Origin of the sequence: Arthrobacter sp. StoSoilB19 (assembly GCF_019977275.1) — a bacterium.
GTDB lineage: Bacteria > Actinomycetota > Actinomycetes > Actinomycetales > Micrococcaceae > Arthrobacter.
Genome location: NZ_AP024650.1, coordinates 784,757 through 811,214 on the forward strand (window position 1 = coordinate 784,757; position 26,458 = coordinate 811,214).

Annotated in this window: 21 protein-coding genes and 1 tRNA gene; 13 read left to right on the forward strand and 9 right to left on the reverse strand. The window is 65.8% G+C overall.

What is annotated here, in order from left to right:
• Window position 1: 1 nt before the first annotated feature.
• Window positions 2–1,735 (reverse strand): glycoside hydrolase family 13 protein, encoded by a 1,734-nt coding sequence (locus LDO86_RS03720; RefSeq protein ID WP_018772051.1) that lies wholly within the window; start codon window positions 1,733–1,735, stop codon window positions 2–4.
• Between the two features lie 177 nt (window positions 1,736–1,912).
• Between LDO86_RS03720 and LDO86_RS03725 the strand changes: the two genes are divergently transcribed.
• Entirely contained in the window at window positions 1,913–3,283 is a 1,371-nt protein-coding gene (locus LDO86_RS03725) for an FAD-linked oxidase C-terminal domain-containing protein (protein WP_018772050.1), read from the forward strand.
• Window positions 3,284–3,286: 3 nt separating this feature from the next.
• Here the strand turns inward: LDO86_RS03725 and LDO86_RS03730 are convergent, their stop codons facing one another.
• From LDO86_RS03730 to otsA, 4 genes are all read right to left on the reverse strand, one after another.
• Entirely contained in the window at window positions 3,287–4,705 is a 1,419-nt protein-coding gene (locus LDO86_RS03730; protein WP_018772049.1) for a DUF4032 domain-containing protein, read from the reverse strand.
• 153 nt (window positions 4,706–4,858) lie between these two features.
• A complete protein-coding gene (gene ugpC, locus LDO86_RS03735) occupies window positions 4,859–5,941 on the reverse strand; it encodes a sn-glycerol-3-phosphate ABC transporter ATP-binding protein UgpC (RefSeq protein ID WP_018772048.1) in 1,083 nt (360 codons plus the stop codon).
• 218 nt (window positions 5,942–6,159) lie between these two features.
• On the reverse strand, window positions 6,160–6,993 hold the full coding sequence (gene otsB / locus LDO86_RS03740) for a trehalose-phosphatase (protein WP_018772047.1): 834 nt from the start codon (window positions 6,991–6,993) through the stop codon (window positions 6,160–6,162).
• Window positions 6,983–8,485: an alpha,alpha-trehalose-phosphate synthase (UDP-forming) gene (gene otsA, locus LDO86_RS03745; protein ID WP_018772046.1), complete on the reverse strand. Its 1,503-nt coding sequence runs from the start codon at window positions 8,483–8,485 to the stop codon at window positions 6,983–6,985. Before otsA ends, otsB begins: the two co-directional genes overlap by 11 nt.
• Before the next feature lie 178 nt (window positions 8,486–8,663).
• Between otsA and LDO86_RS03750 the strand changes: the two genes are divergently transcribed.
• From LDO86_RS03750 to LDO86_RS03770, 5 genes are all read left to right on the forward strand, one after another.
• The gene (locus tag LDO86_RS03750; protein WP_018772045.1) at window positions 8,664–9,551 is read left to right on the forward strand and encodes a thioredoxin domain-containing protein; all 888 of its coding nucleotides are present in this window, start codon (window positions 8,664–8,666) and stop codon (window positions 9,549–9,551) included.
• Window positions 9,552–9,700: 149 nt separating this feature from the next.
• Window positions 9,701–9,777: transfer RNA gene (locus LDO86_RS03755), tRNA-Thr, on the forward strand.
• 68 nt (window positions 9,778–9,845) lie between these two features.
• Window positions 9,846–10,271 (forward strand): ChaB family protein, encoded by a 426-nt coding sequence (locus LDO86_RS03760; protein WP_043425668.1) that lies wholly within the window; start codon window positions 9,846–9,848, stop codon window positions 10,269–10,271.
• 85 nt (window positions 10,272–10,356) lie between these two features.
• On the forward strand, window positions 10,357–12,537 hold the full coding sequence (locus LDO86_RS03765; protein WP_018772043.1) for an elongation factor G-like protein EF-G2: 2,181 nt from the start codon (window positions 10,357–10,359) through the stop codon (window positions 12,535–12,537).
• A 39-nt stretch (window positions 12,538–12,576) separates the two neighbouring features.
• Window positions 12,577–13,830 (forward strand): MFS transporter, encoded by a 1,254-nt coding sequence (locus LDO86_RS03770; protein ID WP_018772042.1) that lies wholly within the window; start codon window positions 12,577–12,579, stop codon window positions 13,828–13,830.
• Window positions 13,831–13,907: 77 nt separating this feature from the next.
• On the opposite strand, the gene mmsB is transcribed toward LDO86_RS03770, so the two are convergent.
• The 3 genes from mmsB to chvE all read right to left on the reverse strand — a co-directional run bounded on the left by mmsB (window position 13,908) and on the right by chvE (window position 17,971).
• The gene (gene mmsB, locus LDO86_RS03775) at window positions 13,908–15,182 is read right to left on the reverse strand and encodes a multiple monosaccharide ABC transporter permease (protein WP_018772041.1); all 1,275 of its coding nucleotides are present in this window, start codon (window positions 15,180–15,182) and stop codon (window positions 13,908–13,910) included.
• A 4-nt stretch (window positions 15,183–15,186) separates the two neighbouring features.
• Window positions 15,187–16,716, reverse strand: coding sequence for a multiple monosaccharide ABC transporter ATP-binding protein (gene mmsA, locus LDO86_RS03780; protein WP_026266198.1), 1,530 nt, complete (start codon window positions 16,714–16,716; stop codon window positions 15,187–15,189).
• 106 nt (window positions 16,717–16,822) lie between these two features.
• On the reverse strand, window positions 16,823–17,971 hold the full coding sequence (gene chvE / locus LDO86_RS03785) for a multiple monosaccharide ABC transporter substrate-binding protein (protein ID WP_043425664.1): 1,149 nt from the start codon (window positions 17,969–17,971) through the stop codon (window positions 16,823–16,825).
• A gap of 245 nt (window positions 17,972–18,216) precedes the next feature.
• On the opposite strand from chvE, the gene araB reads away from it, so the two are divergent.
• From araB to LDO86_RS03820, 7 genes are all read left to right on the forward strand, one after another.
• Window positions 18,217–19,971: a ribulokinase gene (gene araB, locus LDO86_RS03790; RefSeq protein ID WP_018772038.1), complete on the forward strand. Its 1,755-nt coding sequence runs from the start codon at window positions 18,217–18,219 to the stop codon at window positions 19,969–19,971.
• Window positions 19,968–20,684, forward strand: a complete 717-nt coding sequence (locus LDO86_RS03795; RefSeq protein ID WP_018772037.1) for an L-ribulose-5-phosphate 4-epimerase — start codon at window positions 19,968–19,970, stop codon at window positions 20,682–20,684. Before araB ends, LDO86_RS03795 begins: the two co-directional genes overlap by 4 nt.
• Window positions 20,685–20,740: 56 nt before the next feature.
• A complete protein-coding gene (gene araA, locus LDO86_RS03800; RefSeq protein ID WP_018772036.1) occupies window positions 20,741–22,261 on the forward strand; it encodes an L-arabinose isomerase in 1,521 nt (506 codons plus the stop codon).
• A gap of 48 nt (window positions 22,262–22,309) precedes the next feature.
• Window positions 22,310–23,323: a LacI family DNA-binding transcriptional regulator gene (locus LDO86_RS03805; RefSeq protein WP_018772035.1), complete on the forward strand. Its 1,014-nt coding sequence runs from the start codon at window positions 22,310–22,312 to the stop codon at window positions 23,321–23,323.
• A gap of 107 nt (window positions 23,324–23,430) precedes the next feature.
• Window positions 23,431–23,634 carry a hypothetical protein gene (locus tag LDO86_RS03810; RefSeq protein ID WP_018772034.1) on the forward strand — a complete coding sequence of 68 codons (204 nt, stop codon included), beginning with the start codon at window positions 23,431–23,433 and terminating at the stop codon, window positions 23,632–23,634.
• 92 nt (window positions 23,635–23,726) lie between these two features.
• Window positions 23,727–24,029, forward strand: coding sequence for a DUF4193 domain-containing protein (locus LDO86_RS03815; protein WP_026266196.1), 303 nt, complete (start codon window positions 23,727–23,729; stop codon window positions 24,027–24,029).
• A 159-nt stretch (window positions 24,030–24,188) separates the two neighbouring features.
• A complete protein-coding gene (locus LDO86_RS03820) occupies window positions 24,189–24,734 on the forward strand; it encodes a hypothetical protein (RefSeq protein WP_018772032.1) in 546 nt (181 codons plus the stop codon).
• 79 nt (window positions 24,735–24,813) lie between these two features.
• On the opposite strand, the gene LDO86_RS03825 is transcribed toward LDO86_RS03820, so the two are convergent.
• Window positions 24,814–26,370 (reverse strand): APC family permease, encoded by a 1,557-nt coding sequence (locus LDO86_RS03825; protein ID WP_018772031.1) that lies wholly within the window; start codon window positions 26,368–26,370, stop codon window positions 24,814–24,816.
• Window positions 26,371–26,458: the final 88 nt, after the last annotated feature.

The window sequence follows — 26,458 nt, forward strand, 5'->3', positions numbered from 1 at the left end:
GTCAGCCTGCTGCTGTGATGCGGATCCAGGCGGTTTCGCCCGAAGCCAGCAGTCCTTCCGTGCCGGACCTCGTACTGCGGATAAGGACGCGGCCCGCAGGTATCTCCAGCGGCTCGTGGTTCAGGTTCATAACCACCAGCGTAGTGCCGTTGAGGTAGCCCAGCGATGACCCGGTGCACCAGTCCTCGGCCCAGGACAGGGATCCCCGGCCCAGGTCCAGGTCGCGGCGGCGTGCCAGGGCGTCGCGGTAGAGGGACAGGTGCGACGACGGCGATTCCGCCTGCAGGTCCCTCGCCAACCCGCCAAAGGAAGCGGGAATGGGCAGCCATGGTTCATTTCCCGAACCGAAGCCCAGGTGTTGTTCTCCGGCACGCCAGGGCAGCGGCACCCGGCAGCCGTCACGGCCAAGCCGCTGCCCGCCGGTCCGGGCGAACGTGGGGTCCTGGCGCAGGTGGCCGGGGATGTCGATGCCGTCCGGCAGCCCCAGCTCCTCGCCCTGGTAGAGGTAGGCGGCACCGGGCAGTCCCAGCATGAACAGCGAGGCAGCAGCTGCGCGCTGCCGGCCGAGTTCCTCATCCGGCTGGGGATCGGCCGCCCCGATGCCGTCGCCGTCCCGTGGGCCATGGCCGTTGTAGCCAAACCGGCTGGCATGGCGGACCACATCGTGGTTGGACAGCACCCATGTGCTCGGGGCGCCGACGCCGTCAAGGACGGTCAGGGAATCGGTGATGACCGAGCGCAGCCGGTAGACGTCCAGGCCCGCATGGAGGTAGGGGAAATTGAACGCCTGGTGCATCTCGTCGGGCCTGACCCAGTGGGCCAGCCGGTGAAGGTCCACGCTTGCCTCGGCGCAGAGGATCCGGTCCGGGCCGTACTCGTCCAGGATCAGCCGCCAGTTGCGGTAGATGTCGTGGACGCCGGGTTGCCCGAACATGGGTGCCTCGTGGCCGGGGTACCCGTCGCTGTTGCCGCCATCGGCCCGGCCGCCCCAGGCGGGCAGGCCCGGGGCCTTGACCAGGGCATGGGCTACGTCCACCCGGAAACCGGACACGCCGCGGTCCAACCAGAAACGCAGCACGCGCTCGAACTCGGCGTGGACGGCGGGGTTGTCCCAGTTGAAGTCCGGCTGGGAGGAGTCAAAGAGGTGCAGGTACCACTGGCCCGGCCGGCCGTCGGCGTCTGTTACCCGTGTCCAGGCAGGTCCGCCAAAGTGTGACTGCCAGTTGTTCGGTGGCTCCTCTCCGTCAGGCCCGGTGCCGTCACGGAAGATGAACATGTCCCGTTCGGGGCTACCGGCCGGTGCCGCAAGGGCTGCCTGGAACGCCGGATGCTGGTCCGAACAGTGGTTGGGCACCAGGTCCACGATGACCCGCAGGCCCAGGCGGTGGGATTCGGCCATCATGACGTCGAAGTCGGCGAGTGTGCCAAAGATCGGGTCAACGTCGCAGTAGTCGCTGACGTCGTATCCGGCGTCACGCTGGGGGGAACGGTAAAAGGGTGACAGCCAAACAGCGTCGACACCCAGGTCCGCCAGATGCGGCAGTTCCTCGGTAATTCCCGCGAGGTCTCCCACGCCGTCACCGTTCAGGTCCCGGAATGACCGGGGGTAGACCTGATAGATCACGGCAGAGCGCCACCAGCCGGGAGCGGTATCGGCAGCGTGGATGAGCGTCAGGGGGCCAGTGGCAGCTGAGGTGTCCTGGGTCACAGTATCGACAGACATGAAAGCCAGCATAGCGGCGGACGGGCGATAAATGAAAACGCTTCCATACATGTTTCGCCTAATTTTACACGAACTTTCGAGGCTCTGCAGTCCAACAACTGGAAGCGATTGCACGCCGGCAAATCCAGAAGACCGGAGCGTCGCACGCCCTAGACTGGGTAGACATGTCCGACGACGGGTGGAGGCTTTGTGGGAAGCATCGTTGACGAGCTGGAGGCCATCCTGGCGCCAGGGCAGCTGGATGTCAGCGAGGTCTCGCTCCGGCGGTACGCCATCGACCAGGCCCCCGTCATCGATTTCCAGCTTCCCCTGGCGGTGGTGTTCGCCGAATCAGTGGCCGACGTGCAGGCGGTGATGAAAACCTGCGCCGGCAGCGGAGTGGCCATTGTCCCCCGGGGTGCGGGTACAGGCGTTTCCGGTGGTGCCCATGCCACCAGGAACTGCATCATCCTTTCGCTGGAGCGGATGAACCGGATCCTCGCCCTGAACCCAGACGATGAGACAGCCATGGTGGAGCCCGGCGTGGTGAACGCGGTCCTCAACGAAGCCGCAGCAGCGCACGGCCTCATGTATGCCCCCGATCCGGCCAGTTTCCGAAGCTCCACCATCGGCGGGAACGTGGCCACCAATGCCGGCGGCCTGCGCTGCGCCAAGTACGGGGTCACCAGGGATTCGGTCCTGGCACTGGATGTGGTCCTGGCCGACGGGTCCCTCATCCACACAGGCCACCAAACCTTCAAAGGCGTGGCGGGCTATGACCTGACGGGCCTCTTCGTGGGATCCGAAGGAACCCTGGGCGTCGTCGTCGGAATCACCGTGCGCCTGAAGTACCTGCCACGGGAAGTCCACACCGTGGCCGCCTTCTACCCGGACTTCAGGATGGCTGCCGCAGGGGTCCTGGCCGTAGGCAAGGCACGCGTCCAGCCGGCGATCACGGAACTGCTCGACGGCGGTACCCTGGCCCAGCTCGACGACATCCACGGCTCCGACCTCACCGCCCGCGGAAAATCACTCCTGCTGGTCCAGACCGACGGGTTTGGCGCCGCCGCGGAAGCGGAGGTTGTGCGCCAGGTCCTCCGCGCCGGCGGGGCAACGGTGACTACTGAGGCAAGCGCCGAGGCGGAGCGCCTGGTGGAACTCCGCCGGCACAGCAGGGGGACGGAGGTGGACGACGAGTACCGTGTAGGCGAGGACGTGGCCGTTCCCCGCTCCCGGTTGGTGGACTACGTCGCGGAACTCGAAGCCATGGCCGCCAGGCAGCAGGTACACCTCAAGGTGGTGGCCCACGCGGGTGACGGCAACCTGCACCCCACATTTTGGATCGACCGGCAGGGGGCAAGCGTGGACTCCGCAGCCATGCAGCGGCTGCAGGCGGCACTGGACGAGTCCATCACCGCGGCGCTGGCGATGGGCGGCACCATCACCGGTGAGCACGGAGTAGGGCAGTACAAGCTCCGGTGGCTGGGACAGGAGCAGCCGGAACCGGTGCGGGAGCTCCAGCGCAGGATCAAGGACCTGTTCGATCCCGCGGGGATCCTCAACCCCGGTAAGGCGATCTAGGACTCAGTCGTCCGAATCCGGGTATTCGTCCACCGATTCGTCTTCGCCGTAACGGGACTCCTCGGTCTCCACCTCAAGGATTTTCAGCAGCTCGGTATCAGGGTTCAGCATGATCGCGGCCTCGTCCCGGCGGTGCCGGAGGATCGAGTCGATGTAGGACTGGACAGCTTCCGCCAGCGGAATGTGGCGCTCCTGCTTCTCGGACATGTACCACCGGTGCTCCAGGACCTCGTGGACCACTTCGGCGTGCTCCAGTTTGCCGGACAGGTCCCGGGGAATGGCGCGCACGATCGGTTCGAAGATCTGGCTGACCCACAGGTGGGCGCTGTATTCCTCATCCATGTCCGGGTTGTTGTCCGCCCGGAAGGAGTCCATGTCATTGAGGAGGCGGCGGGCCTGGTTCTCCTGGGCGTCCAGGCCGGTAAGCCGCAGCAGCCGCCGCTGGTGGTGCCCCGCGTCCACCACCTTGGGCTGGAGCTGGATGGTGGAGCCGTTCTGGGTGGTCTTTATGGCGTATTCCTCGACGTCGAAGCCGAGTTCGTTCAGGCGCCGGATGCGGGCGCTCACCCGCCAGCGTTCGCCCAGCTCAAAGGATTCCTTCTCCGTCAGCTCGGCCCACAGCCGCCGGTAGCTGTCCATGATCAGCTCACTGGTGGCCACGGGGTCCACCTTTTCCTCGATGAGACCGCCATCCAGGAGGTCCATCAGCTCGCCGGCGATGTTCACCCTGGCGATCTCAAGGTCGTATTCGCGCTGGCCGGTGGAGAGGTCGGGGTAGAGCTCACCGGTTTCGGCGTCCACCAGGTAGGCGGCAAACGCGCCGGCGTCGCGGCGGAACAGGGTGTTGGACAGCGAGACGTCGCCCCAGTAGAACCCGATCAGGTGCAGCCGCACCATGAGCAGCGCCTGGGCGTCGATGAGGCGGGTCAGGGTGTCCTTGCGCAGCATCTGCGAAAACAGTGCGCGGTACGGCATGGAGAATTTCAGGTGCCGGGTCACCAGGACGGGGTTCAGCGGGCGTCCGTCAGGGGTGGTGCGGCCGGTGATCACGGCCACGGGTTCCACGCAGGGGACGTCCAGCCGGGCCAGCTTGCGCAGCATGTGGTACTCGTGCCGGGCCACATGCTCGGAGGTTTCCTTGATGGCAATCACCGAGCCGCCAAGGTGGGCGAAGCGCACGATGTGCCGGGAGATGCCCCGGGGGAGTGCGGCCAGGTACTGCGCCGGCCACTCCTCGAGGGCGATGTGCCAGGGCAGGTCCAGCAGCTCCGGATCCGCCGCTGCGGCGGTGATGCTCAGCGAGGAGGCTACCGAAGCGGCCTTGTTCTCGTCGGCGCTGGCGGCCACGAACCGCGGGAGCTTACCCACCTGGGCATAGTCTGTGGGTTCGTCATGCCACTGGGCGCTGTGTTCCTCGGTCATGGGCTCAATTCTTCCGTACTCAGGGCAGGGACGGTAAATCCTGTGCGGCCATGGTTAAAGGCCGACGGCGGCCCGCACCGTTGCGAAAAGGTGCGGACCGCCGTCAGTTACGCGCGTGGGTGGGCCCACGCCGTTAGGGTGCCGGTGGGGAGTTTAGTCGCCCAGGCGCAGGCCGGTCTTCGTGTCGAAGAGGTGCACGTGGCCGGACTGCGGACGGACGTAAATGACCTCGCCCTTCATCGGGGGGCGGCGGCCATCGACACGGGCCACGATGTCGTGGTCCTTGCCGTCCAGCGTGGTGTGGCCGTAGACGTAGGCGTCGGCGCCGAGCTCTTCAACGACATCTACCTCAACCTTCAGGCCTTCGCCGTGCGGAGCGGTTTCCAGGTCCTCGGGACGGCTGCCCAGCGTAACCGTGGAGCCGTGTGCCTCTTCGAGGACGTCGCGCGGCACGGGGTAGACGGTGCCGCCGAACTGGACGCCGCCGTCGACGACGGGAAGTTCCAGCAGGTTCATGGCGGGGGAGCCGATGAAGCCGGCAACGAAGACGTTCTTGGGGCGGTCGTAGAGGTTGCGGGGGGTGTCCACCTGCTGCAGCAGGCCGTCCTTCAGCACGGCGACGCGGTCGCCCATGGTCATGGCCTCGACCTGGTCGTGCGTGACGTAGACGGTGGTGACGCCCAGGCGGCGGGTCAGAGATGCGATCTGGGTGCGGGTCTGGACACGGAGCTTGGCGTCCAGGTTGGACAGCGGCTCATCCATGAGGAAGACCTGGGGGTTACGGACGATTGCGCGGCCCATGGCAACACGCTGGCGCTGGCCGCCGGAGAGTGCCTTCGGCTTGCGGTCCAGGTACTGCTCAAGGTCAAGGAGCTTTGCGGCTTCGCGGACGCGCTCGGCGCGCTCTTCCTTGGAGACGCCGGCGATCTTCAGGGCGAAGCCCATGTTGTCGGCCACAGTCATGTGCGGGTACAACGCGTAGTTCTGGAAAACCATCGCGATGTCGCGGTCCTTCGGCGGAACATCGGTGACGTCACGGTCACCGATCAGGATGCGGCCTGCGTTGACGTCCTCCAGGCCGGCGAGCATGCGCAGGGAGGTGGACTTGCCGCAGCCGGAGGGTCCAACGAGGACCAGGAATTCGCCATCGGCGATGTCGATGTTGAGCTTATCGACGGCGGGCTTATCTGTGCCCGGGTACAGACGCGTAGCGTTATCAAAAGTAACTGTAGCCACAGTTATCAATCCCTTCACCGGCAGGTACGTGCCGGACGATCCGTTGTGAATGGTTCATGTTTATTCAGTTGTGTTCCCACAAAATGCTCCGCGGCTTTGCGCGGAGCACCACGTGACGCCGCACGGTTGTTGTGCGCCACATCACACCCAAGAGTATGCCAGAAGTTGCTTCTTTTACCGCAAATGTTACGGATGTCACATGTGCTTCCGGCCGCGGGCTATCCGGAAGCGGCCTGGGGGTCTTCCTCGGCGACGGCGATGCTCCGCTCCTGGAGCAGGGCTTCCAGCAGCTCCGCGATATGGACAGGCGCCTCCACCCGGTATTGGGCCTGGGTGAAATCGAGGCCAACCTTGACCCCTACGTCGCCTGGTTCAAGCCGGCCGAAAGCGTCCTCGTCCGTCACGTCATCACCGGCGAACAGCACGGCAGTGGCCCCGGTGGCCTGCCGCAGGAAGCTGACGCCTTCGCCCTTGGAGGCATTGACCACGGAGGTCTCCAGGACGCGCTTGCCCTCCTTGAGGAAGATGCCCTTTCGCTCCTGGAGCACCGACCGGGCTGCTGACACCGCGTCCTCGGCCACGTCATCCGCAGCCAGTCGGGTGTGCAGGACGACGCCGGCGGGCTTGTATTCCAGGGACGTGCCAGGCGCCTCCGCGACGATAGCCGCCAACTCGGCGCGCACCTCTTCAAGGAGGGTCTTCTGGCCGTCGTCCAGCGTCAGTTCCGTGGAGCCCGGCCCAAGCCAGGCTTCGGCCCCATGGCTGCCAATCAGCAGGGTGTCCACGGGCGGGGACGCCACCTCGCGCAGGCTGGCGAGGGCGCGCCCGGAGATGAGTGCCGTCGTCGTGCGTGGAAGCACGGCGAGCCCCGCGAGCGCCGCGGCTGAGCGTGGAAGCGGCCGCGCATCCTGGGCGCGGCCCACGATGGGGGCGATGGTCCCGTCAAAGTCCATGGCCACCAGCAGGTGCTCCGTACCGGCAATGCGGTGCAGCGCTTCCCGCAGTTCGGGGGTGAGCGCCAGCGCTGCCTTGGTGTGGCCGTCAGGAGTCATCGCGGACCACCTTCTCGTTCAGTGCGTTCAGGAAGTCGGCGGACCAGTGGTCCACGTCGTGTTCGAGGATTTGCTTCCGCATGGCCCGCATCCTGCGGCCGGACTCCCGCGGCTGCATCTCCACGGCACGCATGATGGCGCTCTTGAGGCCGTCGATGTCGTGCGGGTTCATCAGCAGTGCCTGCTTGAGCTGGTCGGCTGCGCCGGCGAACTCACTGAGGACCAGCGCGCCGTCGTTGTTGGTGCGCGCCGTGACGTATTCCTTGGCGACCAGGTTCATGCCGTCCCGAAGGGCCGTGACCAGCATGACGTCGGCGGCAAGGTACAGCGCCACCATCTCCTCCACGGGGTAGCTGTGGTGCAGGTAGCGGACGGCGGTGTTCTCGATGGTGTCGTAGGTGCCGTTGATGTGGCCCACCGTGCCCTCCACCTCCTCACGCAGGAGCCGGTACTGCTCGACGCGCTCGCGGCTGGGGCTGGCCACCTGGATCAGGGTGGCGTCTCCAACCGAGAGCTTGCCGTCTGCCAGGAGCTCCTCGAAGGCTTTAAGCCGGTGCCTGATGCCCTTGGTGTAATCCAGTCGGTCGACGCCGAGCAGGATGGTCTTCGGGTTCCCCAGATCCTGGCGGATCTGGCGGGCGCGCTCAATGATGTCCGGCCTGGCGGCTAGCTCGCTGATGTGCTTGACGTCGATGGAGATGGGGAAGGCCTGTGCCCGGGCAATGTGTGTGACCTGCCCGTCCTGGCCCTTTACGTGGACCTGCTGCTGCTTAACGCTGGCACCGAGGAAACGGCGAGCGGAGCGCATGAAGTTTCCGGCATCGCTGGGCCGCTGGAAACCCACCAGGTCTGCGCCGAGGAGTCCGTCGATGATGGCCTGGCGCCACGGCAGCTGGGCAAAGATCTCCGGCGGAGGAAACGGGATGTGGTTGAAGAATCCGATGCGCAGGTCCGGCCGCGCCTCGCGCAGCATGCGGGGCACCAGTTGGAGCTGGTAATCCTGCACCCACACGGTGGCGCCTTGGTCCGCATGCTGTACGACGGCGTCGGCGAACCTGCGGTTGACCCTTCGGTAGGCGTCCCACCAGGTGCGGTGGAACTCCGGCGGGGCAATGACGTCATGGTAGAGCGGCCAGAGGGTGGCGTTGGAAAACCCCTCGTAGTACAGCTCCACGTCGTCGTTGCTGAGCTGGACCGGGACGAGGTCCATGCCGCCGTGGCTGAAGGGTTTGACAGTCTCGTCCGGCGCGCCGTGCCATCCGACCCAGGCGCCGTCTGTCTTGGTCATCATGGGGGCCAGGGCGGTCACCAGTCCCCCGGGGGAGCGGCGCCAGCCAGACTCGTCATCACCGGCATCCCCTGCCGCGACCCGGTCAACAGGCAGCCTGTTGGAGACCACCATGAAGTCGTACTTCGTATGGCCGGCATGGCTGGGACCGGAGCTGCCGGCCGTTGCTTTGCCGGCGGGTTTTTCCTGGACGGGTGTTTGCATTGCTGCCCCCTGGGGTTGCTTGTGCCTCTTAGCCACCCTAGCCGGACGGAATCATCGGGGCTATTCGTCCGTTGGTCAAGCCGGTGGAATGGTTGAAACCGCAAGCGCTCAGCTTTCTCCCCTAAAATGTTGGAGTGCCACGAAGTGGTCCCCCTACGTCGACCGACCCAAGGAACTCATGAGCCCCGCAAACGAAGTACGTAAGTCCAAGGCTGAGCGAACCGCGGAGGCGCGGGAAAAGGCGCGCCTGATCAGGGAAGAGCAGCTGAAGAAGGACAAGCGCAACAAGCTGCTGATCGGCTGGGGCATCGTGGCGGCAGTGGTGGCCATCCTGGTGGTGGTGGCGCTGGTGGTGACGAACAGCCTCAAGCAGAACGCCCCCATAGCGGACCAGGGCCCCACGCCTGCCAACGCCAACGTGCATGGCGGCGTCACTTTGCTGGCCAATACGGATGTGGCCAAGTCGGAACCGGCCACGGTTGACGCCGCCTCCCTGGGGGACGCGCCGAAGACGGCGCCCGCCGAGGTAGTGGCTCCCGGCGCCGAAGCGGAGGCCGGCAAGCCGGTCAAGGTGGTCCTCTACATCGACTTCATCTGCCCCATCTGCAAGAACTTCGAGACCCAGTACAACGACCAGCTCACGTCGCTGCGCAACGAAGGCAAGATCACCGTTGAGTACCGGGCCCTCGGATTCCTGGACAGCCGGTCCACCACCAACTACTCATCCCGGGCCGCCAACGCAGCAGCGTGCGTGGTCAACGAATCCCCGGAGAAGTACTCCGATTTCGTCAACGCATTGTTCGCCAAGCAGCCGGCGGAAGGCAGCGCAGGCCTTTCCGACAGTGATTTGAAGAAGATGGCGTCCGACATGGGCGTCAACATCGGTTCCTGCGTCGATGACAAGACCTACCGCCCGTTCGTGAAGTTCACCACGAAGGAGGCCGCGGCCATCGGCGTCACCGGTACGCCCACCGTGTTCGTGGACGGCAAGCAGTGGGGCAAGGGCGACAGCGCGCAGACGCCGTTCCCGGACTTCCTGCAGGCAGCCATCGCCGCCAAGGGCTAAGGATTCCCAGTCAGGGCAGGGGCCCGCTCCGGACCGTTTCCGGGGCGGGCCCCTGGCGCATTCACCGCCAGTAGTCCGGCGTTTTTACGCCCGGCGGGAGTTGGGCTAACCTTATCTAGCGCCTTCACGGTGCACGCCCGCAGGGGCGCGCCTCCTTAGCTCAGTTGGCCAGAGCACCGCTCTTGTAAAGCGGGGGTCGTCGGTTCGAATCCGACAGGGGGCTCCATTCAACCTCCGGGTTTAAGCTGGATCCATCCACATAATCAGCGTGCTGACTAAAGGAGGATGGGTGCCATGCCCAAGACCGGCAAGAACGATCATGCCCGCAAGGAAGAACTTCCTTCCACCCTGCAGCGTTCTGAGCAAAAGGCGCAGGACACATTCGCCAAGACCTATGATTCCGCCCTTGAGTCGTACGACCAGGATGAGCAGCGGGCGGCCCGGGCAGCATACGCATCCCTGAAGCACAGCTACGAGAAAGTGGGCGACCACTGGGAGCCCAAGGAAAAAAGGGGCCCGTCGGACAAGCGCGCAGAACAGGGCATCAGCTCCTCCGAACCCACCGCGGGCGGAGTCAACGCCAATGCGTCCAAGGACCACCTCTACAAACTGGCCAGGGAACTGGACGTCAAAGGCCGCTCGAAGATGGACAAGGGTGAATTGGTCAAGGCCATCCAGAAGGCCAACGACGCCGCCACCCGCAAAGCCCGCAGCAAATAGCCTGTGCTCTTGCCGTCCTGCCGTCCAAGGTGTCGAATCAGAGGGACACGTCAGGTCGGGTCGGCGATGATGCCAGGAGGTTCCAATGTCGGTGAAGAGCACCAAGGAGTCAGCGCGGGCGGGAGGCGGCAGGAACGGGCCTGAGTCAAAGCGCGCCGACCAAGCCACCGGCATCGCGGCCCAGGACCCGGCGCGGATCCGGAACGTGGCCCTGGTGGGTCACTCGGGCGCCGGGAAAACAATGCTGATCGAGGCGCTGCTGGCAGCCAACGGCATGATCACGCGCAAAGGCTCCATCGCCGACGGATCCACGGTCAGCGACTCGGACCCCGCCGCGGTTCACCAGCAGCGCTCCGTCACCCTGTCCCTGGTGCCCCTGATGGTGGACGAGACAAAAGTGAACCTCCTGGATACACCGGGCTACCCCGACTTCATTGGTGAGCTGCGGGCGGGGCTGCGCGCCTCCGATGCTGCCCTCTTCATAGTGTCGGCCGTGGACGGAATCGACGCCACCACCACCGCCCTGTGGGGCGAGTGCGCGCACATGCTGCTGCCACGCGCCGTCGTGATCACCCGGCTGGACCACCCGCGGGCAGATTACGACGGCGCCGTGGCCGCCTGCCGCAAAGCGTTCGGCGACGGCGTGCTGCCGCTGTGTGTCCCGTTGCCTTCAGCAGAGGAGGCCCCCGGGCCGCTGTCCCTGCTGGGCCTGCTGTCCCGGGAGGTAACGGACTACTCCTCCGGCGAGGCAACCCCTGAAGTCCGGGCTGCCACGCCGGATGAACTCGCGGCTGCCGGGCCTGCCCGGGGCGCACTCATCGAGGGCATCATCGCCGAAAGCGAAGACGAAACGCTGATGGACCGCTACCTGGAAGGCGAGGACATCGACACCGGAGTGCTCGCAGCAGACCTGGAAACCGCCGTCGCACGTGGCTCGTTCTTTCCCGTGCTGCCCACGTCCGCCGTCACCGGGCTGGGGACCGCCGAACTGCTGGACCTGCTGGTCCGCGCCTTTCCGCCGCCAGGGGAGCGCAGCCTGCCGGACACCACCGACCTCGCGGGGGAACCGGCCGGGAGCCTGTCCTGCGATCCGTCCGGCCCCCTCGCAGCCGAGGTGGTGCGCACCTCCAACGATCCCTTCCTGGGCCGCATCTGCCTGGTGCGGGTGTTCAGCGGAACGCTCCGGGAAGACTCGCCGGTCCACGTGGGCGGTCACGGCCTGGCCGACCGGGGTCACCAGGACCATGACACCGATGAACGGGTGACCCATATCTACTCACCGCTGGGTGCCACCCTTCGCCCCGTCCCCTTTTGCGTGGCGGGGGACATGTGTGCCCTGGCGAAGCTGGGCAGCGCCGAAACCGGCGACACCATTTCCGCCCGGGAAAGCCCGCTGTTGCTCGCCACGTGGGAAATGCCTGAGCCGCTGCTGCCGGTTGCCGTGGAAGCCGATTCCCGCAGCGACGAGGACGCGCTGGCCCGCAGCCTGGGCCGGATAGCGGCGGGAGACCCCACCTTGCGGGTGGACCGGAACGCCGAAACGCATCAGCTGGTCCTCTGGTGCATGGGCGAAGCGCACGCGGAGGTGGTCCTGGACAGGCTGCGCGAACAGGGAGTGAAACTGCACACCGTGGACGTGGTGACGCCGCTGCGGGAAACCTTTGCCACAGGCGCCTCCGGCCACGGCCGCCATGTTAAACAGTCCGGCGGACACGGCCAGTACGCCGTGTGCGACATCGAGGTGGAACCGCTGGAGCGCGGCGCGGGGTTCGAGTTCGTGGACAAGACGGTGGGCGGCGTGATCCCGGGAACGTTCATCCCGTCCATTGAGAAGGGCGTCCGGGCCCAAATGGACAAGGGCGTCGCCGCGGGCTTTCCCGTAGTTGACCTGCGGGTCACCCTGGTGGGCGGCAAGGCCCACAGCGTGGATTCGTCGGATGCGGCGTTCCAGGCGGCCGGGGCGCTGGCGCTCCGGGAGGCCGCGGCAGCAGGAAGGATCCAGCTGCTGGAGCCGGTATCATCCGTCTCCATCACGGTCGCCGATGAACATGTGGGCACAGTGATGAGTGATTTGTCCGGCCGGCGGGGACGCCTCACCGGCACCACCTCTTCCGGTGAGGGCCTCACGGAGATCAGCGCCGAAGTCCCGGACCAGGAACTCCTGCGGTATGCGGTGGAACTGCGGGCGCTGACCGCCGGCACCGGGCGCTTCCGCCGCCAGTACCTGCGCCATGACCCCGTACCCCCGAATTACAGCCCATCCTGAGCCCGCCATGGCAGGAACAGATACAGGGAACGGCCGCCGGTGAACGCCGCAGCACGAAAGATCCAGACCGTATACCTGACGCTGACGTTGGGCAACACCCTTGCGGCGTCGTTCATTTGGGGCATCAATACGCTGTTCCTGCTCGACGCCGGGCTGACCAACCTGGAAGCCTTCGCTGCAAACGCCTTCTTCACTGCCGGGATGGTGCTTTTCGAGGTTCCCACCGGGGTAGTCGCGGACAGCTGGGGGCGCCGGACCTCCTTCCTGCTGGGCACCGTAACCCTGGCAGGATCCACCTACCTCTATTACCTGCTGTGGCAGTTGTCCGCACCGTTCTGGTGGTGGGCCGGGGTGTCGGCGCTGCTGGGGCTTGGCTTCACCTTCTTTTCGGGGGCAGTGGAAGCCTGGCTGGTGGACGCCCTGCACTTCTCCGGTTACGACGGCGGCCTGGAAGCGGTCCTGGGCCGCGGCCAGATGGTTTCCGGGGTCGCCATGCTGGCAGGGTCAGTGGCCGGCGGCGTCATCGCGCAGGCAACGAACCTGGGCGTGCCGTTCCTGCTGCGCGTCGCGGTGCTGGTGGCAATGTTCGCGGTGGCCTTCCTGCTCATGCACGACGTCGGCTTCACCCCGGAGCGTTCGGCCCACCCGGTGCAGGCCACGCGGGCTGTCCTGCGCGCCTCGCTGGACGGCGGCCTGCGGAACCCGCCGGTGAGGTACATGATGCTGGCTGCGCCGTTCACCGAGGGCGTGGGATTCTATGTCTTCTATGCCCTCCAGCCTTACCTGCTGCAGCTCTTCGGAGATCCCAGGGCCTACGCCATCGCAGGCCTGGCAGCGGCCATTGTTGCCGGCGCGGACATCCTGGGCGGCTGGCTGGCTCCGCTGGTCCGGAAACTGGTCCGCCGGCGCACCACCGTTCTGATCATTTCTACCATCACCAGCTCGGTGGTCCTGGTGGTGCTCCTGGCCACCAGCATCTTCTGGCTGGCACTGGTGCTCCTGGCACTCTGGGCCGTGGTGGCCTCCGCCGGAACCCCCGTGCGCCAGGCCTACCTGAACGACATGATCGGCTCGAAACAGCGGGCAACCGTCCTGAGCTTCGCCTCGCTCATGGGGTCCAGTGGGGGAGTGGTGGTGCAGCCGGCGCTCGGCAGGGCCGCAGACCTCTACGGCTACCCGGCATCGCTCGCATTGGGCGGCGCGGTGCAGCTGCTGGCGGCACCCTTCATCCTCCTCAGCCGCCGCCGGCGCTCGCCGGCAGATGTTGCTACCGGGCTCGCGGCAGCGCCCTGAGCCGCAAAGACCCGGGCCCCGGACGCGTCGTCCAAGGCCCGGGTCTGCACGAAGCAGCGCCGCGGCCGCGGTAGCCGCTACTTGACGCCCACGGTTTCGCTGGCCGCCGGCGTCGGCTTTTCCTCGGCGGGCGGGGGCGTAGTCTTCAGCTTGAACCGCTTGCCGAGGTCACCACCGCCGCCGCTGCGGTTCTTGTTGAAGATGTCGAAGCCGACGGCGACAAGGAGTACCAGGCCCTTGATGAGCTGCTGGTAATCGGTGCCCAGGCCCAGGATGGACATGCCGTTGTTGAGCACGCCCATGATCAGGCCACCGATCATGGCTCCCGCGACTGTTCCGATGCCACCGGTAACGGCGGCGCCACCGATGAAGGCCGCGGCGATGGAGTCCAGTTCGAAGCCTGTTCCACCGGCGGGCTGTGCCGAGTTGAGCCGCGCAGTGAAGACCAGGCCTGCCAGTGCGGCGAGCACGCCCATGTTCACGAAGAGCCGGAACGTGACGGCCTTGGTCTTGATGCCTGACAGTTCAGCTGCATGGAGGTTGCCGCCGATGGCGTACGTGTGCCGCCCGAAGACACTGTTGCTCATCAGGGCGGTGTAGGCGATCACCAGGACGGCCAGGACCACCAGGACGATCGGGGTGCCGCGGTAGGAGGCCAGCAGGAAGGTGATGATGAGCATGAGCAGCGCCGTGAAGGCGGTTTTGATGACGAACCAGACCAGGGGTTCGCTTTCGAGATCGAACTTCCTGCGGATCCTGCGCTCTTTGAGGGCCTGGATCAGCAGTGCCACCGTAGCGCCGACACCCAGGATGACGGTGAGCCATTCCAGGACGGAGGTGCCGCCGGAGATGTCCGGAAGGAAACCGCCGCCCAGGGCCCGCAGTTCGGCGGGGAAGGGGGTGATCTGCTGGTTCTTGAGGGTGATGAGCGTGAGTCCGCGGAAGATCAGCATGCCCGCCAGCGTGACGATGAAGGCCGGGATCCCCACATAGGCGATCCAGTAGCCCTGCCAGGCGCCCACAAGGGCACCCACCACCAGGCAGGCAGGGATTGCGGCCCACCACGGCCAGCCCCAGTGCACGATCATGACGCCGGCCACCGCACCGATGAACCCGGCAACGGATCCGACGGAAAGATCAATGTGCCCGGCGATGATCACCATCACCATGCCGATGGCCAGGATGAGGATGTAGCTGTTCTGGACCACCAGGTTGGTGACGTTTTGCGGTTCCAGCAGGATCCCGCCGGTCAGCCCCTGGAACAGCAGGACGATCAGGATCAGGGCAACGAAGATGCCAACCTGGCGGAGGCGGCTGGTGAGGAATCCGAGCGATTCTCGTAAGGCGGACATTTCGCTATTCCTTCTCTTTGGTCATGTAGTGCATCAGGGTTTCCTGGGTGGCCTCGGCGATGGGGACTTCGCCGGTGATGTGGCCGGCGGCGAGGGTGTAGATGCGGTCGCAGATGCCCAGGAGTTCGGGAAGTTCCGAGGAAATGACGATCACGGCTTTTCCTTCGGCCGCCAGTTTGGCGATGATCGTGTAGATCTCGAATTTTGCCCCGACGTCGATCCCGCGGGTGGGTTCATCGAGGATGAGCACGTCCGGGTCGGAGAACATCCATTTGCTCAGCACCACCTTCTGCTGGTTGCCGCCGGAGAGCTTGCCGGTGATGGCGGCCACCGAGGGCGCTTTGATGTTCATGCTCTTCCGGTAGCCGTTGGCCACCACGGTCTCCTGGTTCTTGTCCACGAAGCCGCGTTTGGCGAGCTTGCGCAGCGCTGCCAGGGAGATGTTGCGCTTGATGTCCTCGATGAGGTTCAGGCCGTAGTGCTTGCGGTCCTCGGTGGCGTAGGCGATGCCGTGGCGGATGGCGTCGGAGACGGTGGAGGTGTTGATTTCCTCGCCGTACTTATAGACCTTGCCGGACATTGCGGTGCCGTAGGTTCGGCCGAAGACGCTCATGGCGAGTTCGGTGCGCCCGGCGCCCATCAGCCCGGCAAGTCCCACCACCTCGCCCTTCCTGACATGCAGGTTGGCGTTGCGGACCACCATGCGGCTGTGGTCCTGGGGATGCCGGACGGACCAGTCCTCGATCCGGAGGACTTCCTCACCGATGTTCGGCTCGCGGTCCGGGTACAGGCTCTCCAGGTCGCGGCCCACCATGCCGCGGATGATGCGTTCCTGGGTGATCTGGCCTTCATCGAGCCGGAGGGTCTCAATGGTTTTGCCGTCCCGGATGATGGTGACGGCGTCGGCCACCTTCCGGATTTCATTGAGTTTGTGGCTGATGATGATGCTGGTGACCCCCTGGCCCTTCAGATGGAGGATCAGGTCCAGCAGGTGGCCGGAATCCTCGTCGTTGAGGGCGGCCGTGGGCTCGTCCAGGATGAGCAGCTTCACTTCCTTGGACAGCGCCTTGGCGATCTCCACGAGTTGCTGCTTGCCCACGCTGATGTGCTGGACGGGGGTGACGGGGTTTTCGTCGAGGCCCACGCGGGCCAGCAGCTTTGCTGCCTCCAGGTTGGTCTTGCGCCAGTCCACCCATCCGTTGGTGGCTTGTTCATTGCCAAGGTAGATGTTCTCCGCGATGGAGAGGTACGGGCTCAGCGCCAGTTCCTGGTGGATGATCACGATGCCCCGCTTCTCGCTGTCCGAGATGCTGGAGAAGTTGCAGGGTTCGTTTTCGAAGAGGATTTCCCCTTCGAAGGTGTTGTGTGGATAGACGCCGGACAACACTTTCATGAGCGTTGATTTGCCGGCGCCGTTTTCGCCGCAGATGGCGTGGACCTCTCCACGGTTCACATCGAGGGTGACGTCCTGCAGCGCTTTCACGCCGGGGAAGGTCTTGGTGATTCCTCGCATTTGAAGAATGGGTGTGTTCATCGTCAATTCCCACTGACTGGTCGAAGCTTGGCCGTCCTGCTGCTGCAGGAGGTTGCGGGCGGGGCTGCGGCCGGATGGAGGTCCGGCCACAGCCCCCGGACGCTGACTACTTGACGTCGGCGTCGGTGTAGTAACCCGAGTCGATCAGTTCCTTCTTGTAGTTGTCCTTGGTGATGATCACGGACTTCAGCAGGAAGGCCGGAACAACCTTGACCTTGTTGTTGTAGGTCTTGGTGTCGTTGGTTTCAGGTTCCTGGCCCTTGAGGACGGCGTCGACCATCTTGACGGCCTGTGCGCCGAGCTGGCGGGTGTCCTTAAAGATGGTGGAGTACTGCTCGCCCGCGACGATGGACTTCACGGAGCCCTTTTCGGCGTCCTGGCCGGTGACCACCGGAAGGCTTCCCTTGGCGTAGCCGCCGGTGCTGGTGAGGGCGGAGATGATGCCGATGGACAGGCCGTCGTACGGGGAAAGGACGCCGTTCAGCTTGGTGCCCGAGCTGTAGGCGGAGGTGATGATGTCCTCCATGCGCTTCTGCGCCACGGGTGCCTGCCAGCGAAGGATGGCGGCCTGCTCAAACTTGGTCTGGCCGCTGGGGACCTTCAGGGTGCCGGCATCCATGTAGGGCTTGAGGGTGTCCATGGCGCCGGTCCAGAAGAAGTTGGCGTTGTTGTCGTCCGGGCTTCCGGCGAAAAGTTCGATGTTGAAGGGGCCCTTGCCGTCCACCTTCTTGCCGCTCGCGTCGACCAGGCCCAGGCCGGTCAGCAGCGAGGTGGCCTGCTGGACGCCCACGGTGTAGTTGTCGAACGTGGTGTAGTAGTCCACGTTCGGAGTGCCGTTGATAAGGCGGTCGTAGGCGATGACCTTGACGTTCTGCTCCTTGGCCTTGGCCAGGACGTCGGTCAGGGTGGTGCCGTCGATGGCAGCGATGATCAGGGCCTTGGCGCCCTTGGTCAGCATGTTTTCGATCTGCGAGACCTGCGTGGGGATGTCGTCGTTGGCGAACTGGAGGTCCGTCTTGTAGCCGAGGTCTTTCAGGGACTTCTCAACATTTGCGCCGTCGGCGATCCACCGTTCAGATGTCTGGGTTGGCATCGAGATGCCAACCAGCGAGTCGCTGGGCTTCGCTGCGCCGCTGGATTCGCTGGTTCCGCCACGGGAGCCGCAACCGGTGGCTCCCACGGTCAGGGCGAGGACAAGGGCCACCGCGCCCATGAGTTTTCTGATTCTCACCATAATCTCCTTCCGCGGCAGCATTGCCGCGAAGTGTTGTTGGGCCGGGAAGCAACGGTGCTCCCGGTCCTGGCCACATGGTTGATGTGTCGGTTCAATATAGACTGATTTGTGAACGCTAACAAGAGCCTGCTCCCGGAAACTCCGAAATCTTTCGATGTCATTGACTTCTTCTTTGTTAGCGTTCACACTTGCTGCAGCACTTAGCTCGACCCTGACCCTACAAAACCGGTAATGAGGCCGCTTGCCTCCCGGATGGAGGCAACCCCATGCCAGATGCGCTGTTCACTTCCAGCTCCGACCCCCGCCACGACCACTGCGTGGTCGGCGTGGACTTCGGGACCCTGTCCGGCCGCGCCGTGGTGGTGCGGGTCCGCGACGGCAAGGAGCTTGGGAGCGCCGTCCATGAATATCCCCATGCGGTGGTGACCGGCTCCCTGCCCGGTGACGTGGCGGGCGACGACGGCACGCGGCTTCCCGGCGAATGGGCGCTTCAGGTGCCCAACGACTACCGGGACGTCCTGCGCACCGCCGTTCCTGCCGCGGTGGCTGACGCGGGGATCGACCCGGCCGCCGTCGTCGGCATTGCCACCGACTTCACCGCCTGCACCATGGTGCCCGTGAAGGCCGATGGCACGCCGCTGAACGAATTGCCGGGCTATGCCAACCGCCCGCATGCCTACGTGAAGCTCTGGCGCCACCACGCCGCCCAGGGGCAGGCCGACCGGATCAACCGGCTGGCGGCCGAACGCGGCGAAGACTGGCTTCCCCGCTACGGCGGCCTGATCTCGTCCGAGTGGGAATTCGCCAAAGGCCTGCAGCTGCTGGAAGAGGACCCGGAGGCCTACGCCGAAATGGACCACTGGGTGGAGGCGGCCGACTGGATCGTCTGGCAGCTGTGCGGCCGCTACGTCCGCAACGCCTGCACCGCCGGCTACAAGGGCATCTACCAGGACGGGCGGTACCCCTCGGAGGATTTCCTGGCCGCCCTGAATCCGGACTTCAAGGACTTTGTCAGTTCCAAGCTGGAGCACACGATCGGGCGGCTGGGGGACGCCGCAGGGACCCTGACGGCGGAGGCTGCAGCCTGGACCGGGCTGCCGGAGGGCATCGCCGTGGCCGTGGGAAACGTTGACGCCCACGTCACTGCCCCTGCTGCCAAGGCCGTGGAATCCGGCCAGCTGGTGGCCATCATGGGCACCTCCACCTGCCATGTGATGAACGGCAGCGAACTGCGTGAAGTGCCGGGAATGTGCGGGGCAGTGGACGGCGGCATCGTGCCCGGCCTGTGGGGCTACGAGGCCGGTCAGTCCGGTGTGGGGGACATCTTCGGCTGGTTCACCAAGTACGGCGTCCCCCCCGAATACCATGAGGCTGCCGGGGACGCGGGGCTGGGAATCCACGAGTACCTCACCGGACTGGCGTCGCGGCAGGCCATCGGGGAGCACGGCCTGATCGCGCTCGACTGGCACTCGGGCAACCGCTCGGTCCTGGTGGACCACGAGCTGTCCGGCATCGTGGTGGGCCAGACCCTTGCCACCCGGCCCGAGGACACCTACCGTGCCCTGCTGGAAGCCACGGCCTTCGGAACCCGCACCATCGTGGACGCCTTCCGCGACGCCGGGGTTCCGGTCAGGGAATTCATCGTCGCGGGCGGCCTGCTCAAGAACAGGCTGCTGATGCAGATCTACGCGGACGCCACCGGCCTGCAGCTGTCCACTATCGGCTCGGAGCAGGGCCCGGCCCTGGGATCGGCCATCCACGCCGCCGTGGCCGCGGGTGAATACGCGGACATCCGGGAAGCCGCCGCCGCCATGGGCGCCGAACCCGGCGAGGTCTACACGCCGATCCCGGAAAACGTTGCCGCGTACGAGGAACTGTTCCAGGAATACAGGGCACTGCACGACTACTTTGGCCGCGGCGGCAATGACGTGATGCACCGGCTCAAGGCCATCCAGCGCAAAGCCGCCCGGGCCAGCCTGCCCGGCTCCGCCGCCGAACCTGCCGTGGGGGTCTCCGCATGAGCACCGACACCGGGATCCTGGAAACCATCGCCCGGGTCCGTGAGGAAGTGTGTGCGCTGCATGCCGAGCTGACCCGCTACGAACTGGTGGTGTGGACCGCAGGCAACGTTTCCGCCCGGGTGCCGGGCACCGACCTCATGGTTATCAAGCCCTCCGGGGTCGCCTACCAGGACCTGACCCCGGAACAGATGATCGTGACGGACCTGCACGGCATGCCCGTCAGGGGCACCAACGTCGGTGGCGGCGGGACCGTGGACTGGGGCAACCCGCCGCTGTCGCCGTCGTCGGACACCGCAGCGCACGCCTACGTGTACCGGCACATGCCGGAGGTGGGGGGCGTGGTGCACACCCACTCCACCTACGCCACTGCCTGGGCTGCCCGGGGGGAGGCCATTCCGTGCGTGCTGACCATGATGGGCGATGAGTTCGGCGGCTCCATCCCGGTGGGCCCATTCGCGCTGATCGGGGACGACTCGATCGGCCACGGGATCGTGGAGACGCTGAAGAACTCCAATTCACCGGCGGTCCTGATGCAGAACCACGGCCCCTTCACCATCGGCAAGGACGCCCGCTCCGCGGTGAAGGCCGCCGTGATGTGCGAGGAAGTGGCCCGCACCGTCCACATCTCCCGCCAGCTGGGCGAACCGCTGCCCATCGACCAGGGCTCCATCGACTCCCTCTATGCCCGCTACCAGAACGTCTACGGCCAATAAACAACACAGGCCAGTAATCCACGGCGCCGTCATTACACAACTTCCCAGGAGAATCCATGAGCACCGCAGCAAGCACCTCCCTCGACGGCTACGAGGTCTGGTTCCTCACCGGCAGCCAGCACCTGTACGGGGAGGAGGTCCTCAAGCAGGTGGCCGCCCAGTCGCAGGAGATCGCCAACCAGCTCAACGCCAATTCCGCCGTCCCGGTCAAGATCGTCTGGAAGCCGGTCCTCACCGATTCGGATGCCATCCGGCGCACCGCCCTGGAGGCGAACGCCGATGATTCCGTGATCGGTGTGACCGCCTGGATGCACACGTTCAGCCCGGCCAAGATGTGGATCCAGGGCCTGGACCTGCTGCGTAAGCCCCTGCTGCACCTGCACACCCAGGCCATCCGGGACCTGCCGTGGGCGGACATCGACTTCGACTTCATGAACCTGAACCAGGCCGCGCACGGCGACCGCGAGTTCGGGTACATCCAGTCCCGGCTGGGCATCGCCCGGAAGACCGTCGTCGGGCATGTCTCCAACCCCGAGGTGGCACGCCAGGTGGGCTCCTGGCAGCGCGCCGCCGCCGGCTGGGCCGCCGTCCGCACCCTTAAGCTGACACGCTTCGGGGACAACATGCGCAACGTCGCCGTCACCGAAGGCGACAAGACCGAGGCGGAGCTGCGCTTCGGCGTCGCCGTGAACACCTGGTCCGTCAATGAGCTCGCGGACGCCGTGCACGGCGCGGCGGAGGCCGACGTCGACGCACTGGTGGCGGAATATACGGACCTTTACGACGTGGTGCCGGAGCTCCGCGCAGGCGCGGCCAGGCATGAATCGCTGCGGTACGGCGCCCGGATCGAGCTGGGCCTGCGCAGCTTCCTCGAAGCCAATGGCTCCGCCGCGTTCACCACCTCCTTCGAGGACCTGGGCGCGCTGCGGCAGCTTCCCGGCCTCGCCGTGCAGCGGCTCATGGCCGCCGGGTACGGGTTCGGCGCCGAAGGCGACTGGAAGACCGCCATCCTGGTGCGCGCCGCGAAGGTGATGGGTGCCGGCCTGCCCGGCGGTGCGTCCCTGATGGAGGACTACACGTACCACCTGGAGCCCGGGTCCGAGAAGATCCTGGGCGCCCACATGCTGGAAGTTTGCCCCTCCCTCACGGCGTCGAAGCCGCGCCTGGAAATCCACCCGCTGGGCATCGGCGGCAAGGAGGACCCGGTCCGCCTGGTGTTCGACGCCGATGCCTCCCCGGGCGTCGTCGTCGCCCTGTCCGACATGCGGGACCGTTTCCGCCTGGTGGCCAACGCCGTCGACGTGGTTCCCCTGGACCAGCCGCTGCCAAACCTGCCCGTGGCCCGCGCCCTGTGGCAGCCGAAGCCGGACTTCGCAACCTCCGCCGCCGCCTGGCTCACAGCCGGCGCAGCCCACCACACCGTGCTCTCCACCCAGGTGGGCATGGACGTGTTCGAAGACTTCGCCGAGATCGCCAAAACCGAACTGCTGACCATTGACCACGACACCACCATCCGGCAGTTCAAGAAGGACCTGAACTGGAACGCCGCCTACTACAAGCTGGCAGGCGGGATCTGATCCAATGGCACGGCTGAGCTCCCGGCGCCCGCCACGGACAACAACCCCGTGACGCACGGCAAACCACGCCGGCTGCCGAGGCTTGAGGACGTGGCGGAGCTGGCCGGGGTCTCACACCAGACCGTGTCACGGGTGGTCAACAACCACCCCAACGTGAGCCCGGGGACGCGGGAAAAAGTGGAAGCGGTGATAGCCCGGCTCGGCTACCGCCGCAACACCGCAGCCCGGAGCCTGGTCACCCGGCGCTCGCAGACCATAGGCGTCCTGGGCAGCGAGCTCTCCCAGTACGGTCCTGCCAATACATTGCTGGGCGTGGAACGCGCTGCGAGGGACGCCGGATATTTCGTCAGCGTCGCCGCGTTGCGGGAGGTCAGCCGGGACGCGATCCTGGACGCCGTCAGGCACTTCCTGGACCAGTCGGTGGACGGCATCGTGGTGATCGTTCCGCACCTTGAGACGCTGGCCGCCCTGGCGGAACTTCCCATCGGGGTCCCGGTGGTGGCCGTTGGACCCGAGGGGAATGACACTGTTGGCGGCGTCAGGGTGGACCAGCGCCGCGGGGCCGAACTCGCCGTGCGGCACCTCATTGGGCAGGGGCACGTCAGGATCGGGCACGTCGCGGGCCCGCAGGACTGGATCGATGCCGTGGCGCGTGCCGACGGCTGGCGGTCCACCCTTGCCTCCGCAGGACTCGAGGCGGACCTGATCATCGAAGGTGACTGGAGCGCCGGCAGCGGCTACGCCATCGGCCGACGGATCGCGGCCACCCGCCGGGCCACCGCCCTCTTCGTGGGCAACGACCAGATGGCCCTGGGAGTCCTGCGCGCCCTGACCGAGGCCGGCATCAAAGTGCCGCAGGACGTGTCCGTGGTGGGCTTCGACGACCAGCCCGAGGCCGGCTATTTCAGTCCGCCGCTGACGGTGGTCCGGCAGGACTTCGAGGAACTGGGCCGGCGGTGCATGCAGATGATGTTGACGGCGTTCAGCGGCGCGGAAGGACCCCGGACACTTGTCGTGGAGCCGGAACTCGTCCTGCGCAGCAGCACGGCACCGCCCGCCTGAAGAACCCGCCTGCCGAATCCGGCCGGAGATCCTGCCGGCAGCTGATTTAATCCGGGGGAGACCGGCGCGAAACGTGGCCACAACAATCGCTGCGTAGTTTTCAGTGCATGACGGCTACCCTGCTCATCCGACTCCGCGACTGGCTGCTGGACACCTTCACCTACGAATCCGAGTCCAGTGCCGCCGGCGCCATGGCCGACGCCACCCGGTGGGGCTGGCTTCCGGCCTTGAGCGGAGTGTCCCTCGGTGCCGACCAGGCCCGGTCCGGGCATGCAGGAACAGCGGGCGGAAGCGGCAGAATGTCTGCTTAGCCACACTATTGCGCCGGTAGCGCGATAATGCCCTAAACTGCTGCACTGAGGTGCCTGAAATGGCGCTGCGCAGCAACGAAAGTGAACACGCTATGGCTACCGATTACGATGCTCCACGCAAGCAGGAAGAAGAGTCGCCGGCCGACTCTCTCGAGGCCCTCCAGGCGTCACGGGGCGGCAACGCGCAGACCGCGGTTATCGATGTCGACGAGAACGACACCGCTGAAGGCATCGACCTGCCCGGCGCCGATCTGTCCAATGAGGAACTGACCGTCATTGTGGTTCCCGAGCAGTCCGATGAGTTCACCTGCTCGTCGTGCTTCCTGGTCCGGCACCGCTCCCAGGTTGCCCGTGAAAAGGACGGCCTGAAGTACTGCCGCGACTGCGAAGGCTGAGTGTCTTCCTGATTTTTGCCGGCGCCGGCCACCTCCCCGAGGTGGCCGGCGCTGCTTTGTCCCCGGACGCCGTCGTTATCAAAATGCCCCCTCGTTTCCCGGTCCGGACACTCCTACGCTGGAAGCATCCAATGGTCTTTAGTCGTGGATGGCACTGCTATGAAGAAGTTCCTCACCTGGCTCGCGGCAATCCTGTTGGCTTCCGGGCTGGGAATCGTGGTCCAGGCGCCCGCCTCGGCGGCGCCCTACTGCGGCCTCACATGGGGCTCCCTTGCGAAGACCGGGCAGGATACGGGGACCGCATCGGTCACCAATGTCCGGACCGGGCAGCACTACTGCTTCGACCGGCTGGTGGTGGACCTCAACGGGCCCGCCGTGTCCTACACGGTGCAGTATGTGCCGCGGATTGAGCAGGAAGGCTCCGGGGCCTTCATCCCGGTACGGGGCGGCGCGCGCCTGCATATCAGCATCAAGGCGCCGTCCTACGACCAGAACGGCAACCCCACCTACAACCCGGCGGACAAGGCTGAACTCAGCAACGTGGCCGGCTACCAGACGTTCCGCCAGGTGGTTTCGGCCGGAAGCTTCGAGGGGTACACAAGCCTCGGTCTGGGCGTCCGGGCCCGCCTGCCGTTCCGGGTCTTCACCCTGGCCGGTCCCGGCCCGGGCTCGCGCCTGGTGATCGACGTGGCGCACTACTGGTGAAAACGAAAAAGGTGCCGTGCCCCTGATGGGGGCACGGCACCTTTTTCGTTCAGGCAGCGTTGTGGCGGCCTCCAGCGATCTATTCCGGCACTACCAGCGCGGGGGTGTCCCGCTTGAGGGTTTCGCCGCGGAAGAAGCCGGGGTGCGTGCGGGACATGACCAGCATGACGACGGCGCCCAGGGCCAGGATGCCGATGCCCAGGATGAACACCAGGCCCACGCCGAAGACCTCGGAACCACTGCCGAACTCCGGCGCCAGGCTGTCCACGGCGGTCTGGACGAACACCACGAACAGGCCCACGCCGCCCACCACCGGGCATACCAGCCGCAGCAGGAAGTGGCGGGTGCTGTTGAACAGGCTGTGGCGGAAGTACCAGGTGCAGGCCAGCGCGGTGAGGCCGTAGTAGAAGCAGATCATCAGACCCAGGGCCAGGATGGTGTCATTCAGGACGTTTTCGCTGACCACGTGCATCACCGCGTAGAACCCGGCGGACAGGATGCCGGCGGCGATGGTGGCGTAGCCCGGCGTCGCGAACTTCCTGCTGATCCGGCTGAACGGTTCAGGCAGGGCGCCGTAGTGCGCCATGGCCAGCAGGCTTCGGGACGGCGACATGAACGTGGACTGGAGGGAGGCCGCGGAACTGGACAGCACGGCGAGGGACATCAGGATGGCGAAGGGGCCCATGATGGGGGAGGCCAGGGCCGTGAAGATGTTCTCTTGGTTGTCGGCGTTGTTCAGGCCGTTGCCGGTGTCCCCGACGCCGGCGAACATCATGGTGGCGATGCTGACCAGGAGGTAGATGGCCAGGACGATGACGGCGGTCAGGGTGCCGGCCAGTCCGGCCGTCTTCTGGCCGTTCGCTGTTTCCTCGTTGACCGTGAGGCACACATCCCAGCCCCAGTACACGAAGATCGACAGCGAGATGCCGGCGGCAATCTGGCCGAACGTCTCGATCTTCGTGACGTCGAACCAGTCCCAGCTGAACGGGATGGCCGTTTCGGACGTGGACCAGTTGGCGAAGGCCATGGCGACGAACAGGCCCAGGACCAGAAGCTGGAAGCCCACCAGGCCGTACTGCACCACCTTGGTGGTGTGCAGCCCGCGGTAGCTGACCCAAACAGCCAGCGCCACGAACACGAAGCAGGTCAGGACGTTCAACGCTTTGTTGCCGGCCAGGTCTGCCAGTTCCGGTGAGCCGGTGAGCTGGGACAGGAAGAGGTAGAAGAAGTCGACGGCGACGCCGGCCAGGTTGGACAGCACGATGATGTTGGCGGCCAGCAGGCCCCAGCCGCCCATCCAGCCGACCCAGGGGCCGAAGGCTTTGGTCACCCAGGTGAAGGTTGTGCCGCTGTCCGGGGAGTCGGCATTGAGCTCCCGGTAGGCGAGCGAGACCAGGATCATGGGGATGAACCCGATCAGGAAGATGACTGGCAACTGGAGTCCGGCTTCATTGACGGTGGGTCCGAGTGCGCTGGTGAGGGTGTAGGCGGGGGCGATGGTTGAAATGCCCAGGACGACGACGGCGAGGAGCCCGAGCTGCCCGCCCTTGAGGCCTTTGGCGCTGACGCCGTCCGCGGACGGGGCGTGGGCGTGCGGACCGGGTTTGGCCGTACTGGTGCGGATTGTCTCTGTCATGGCACCACTTTCTGGAAGGCTGTGAGACGGAGGTCACTATATGAATGGCGTTCATTTAGTATGGGGGTGCCGGACCTGTGATGCAAGA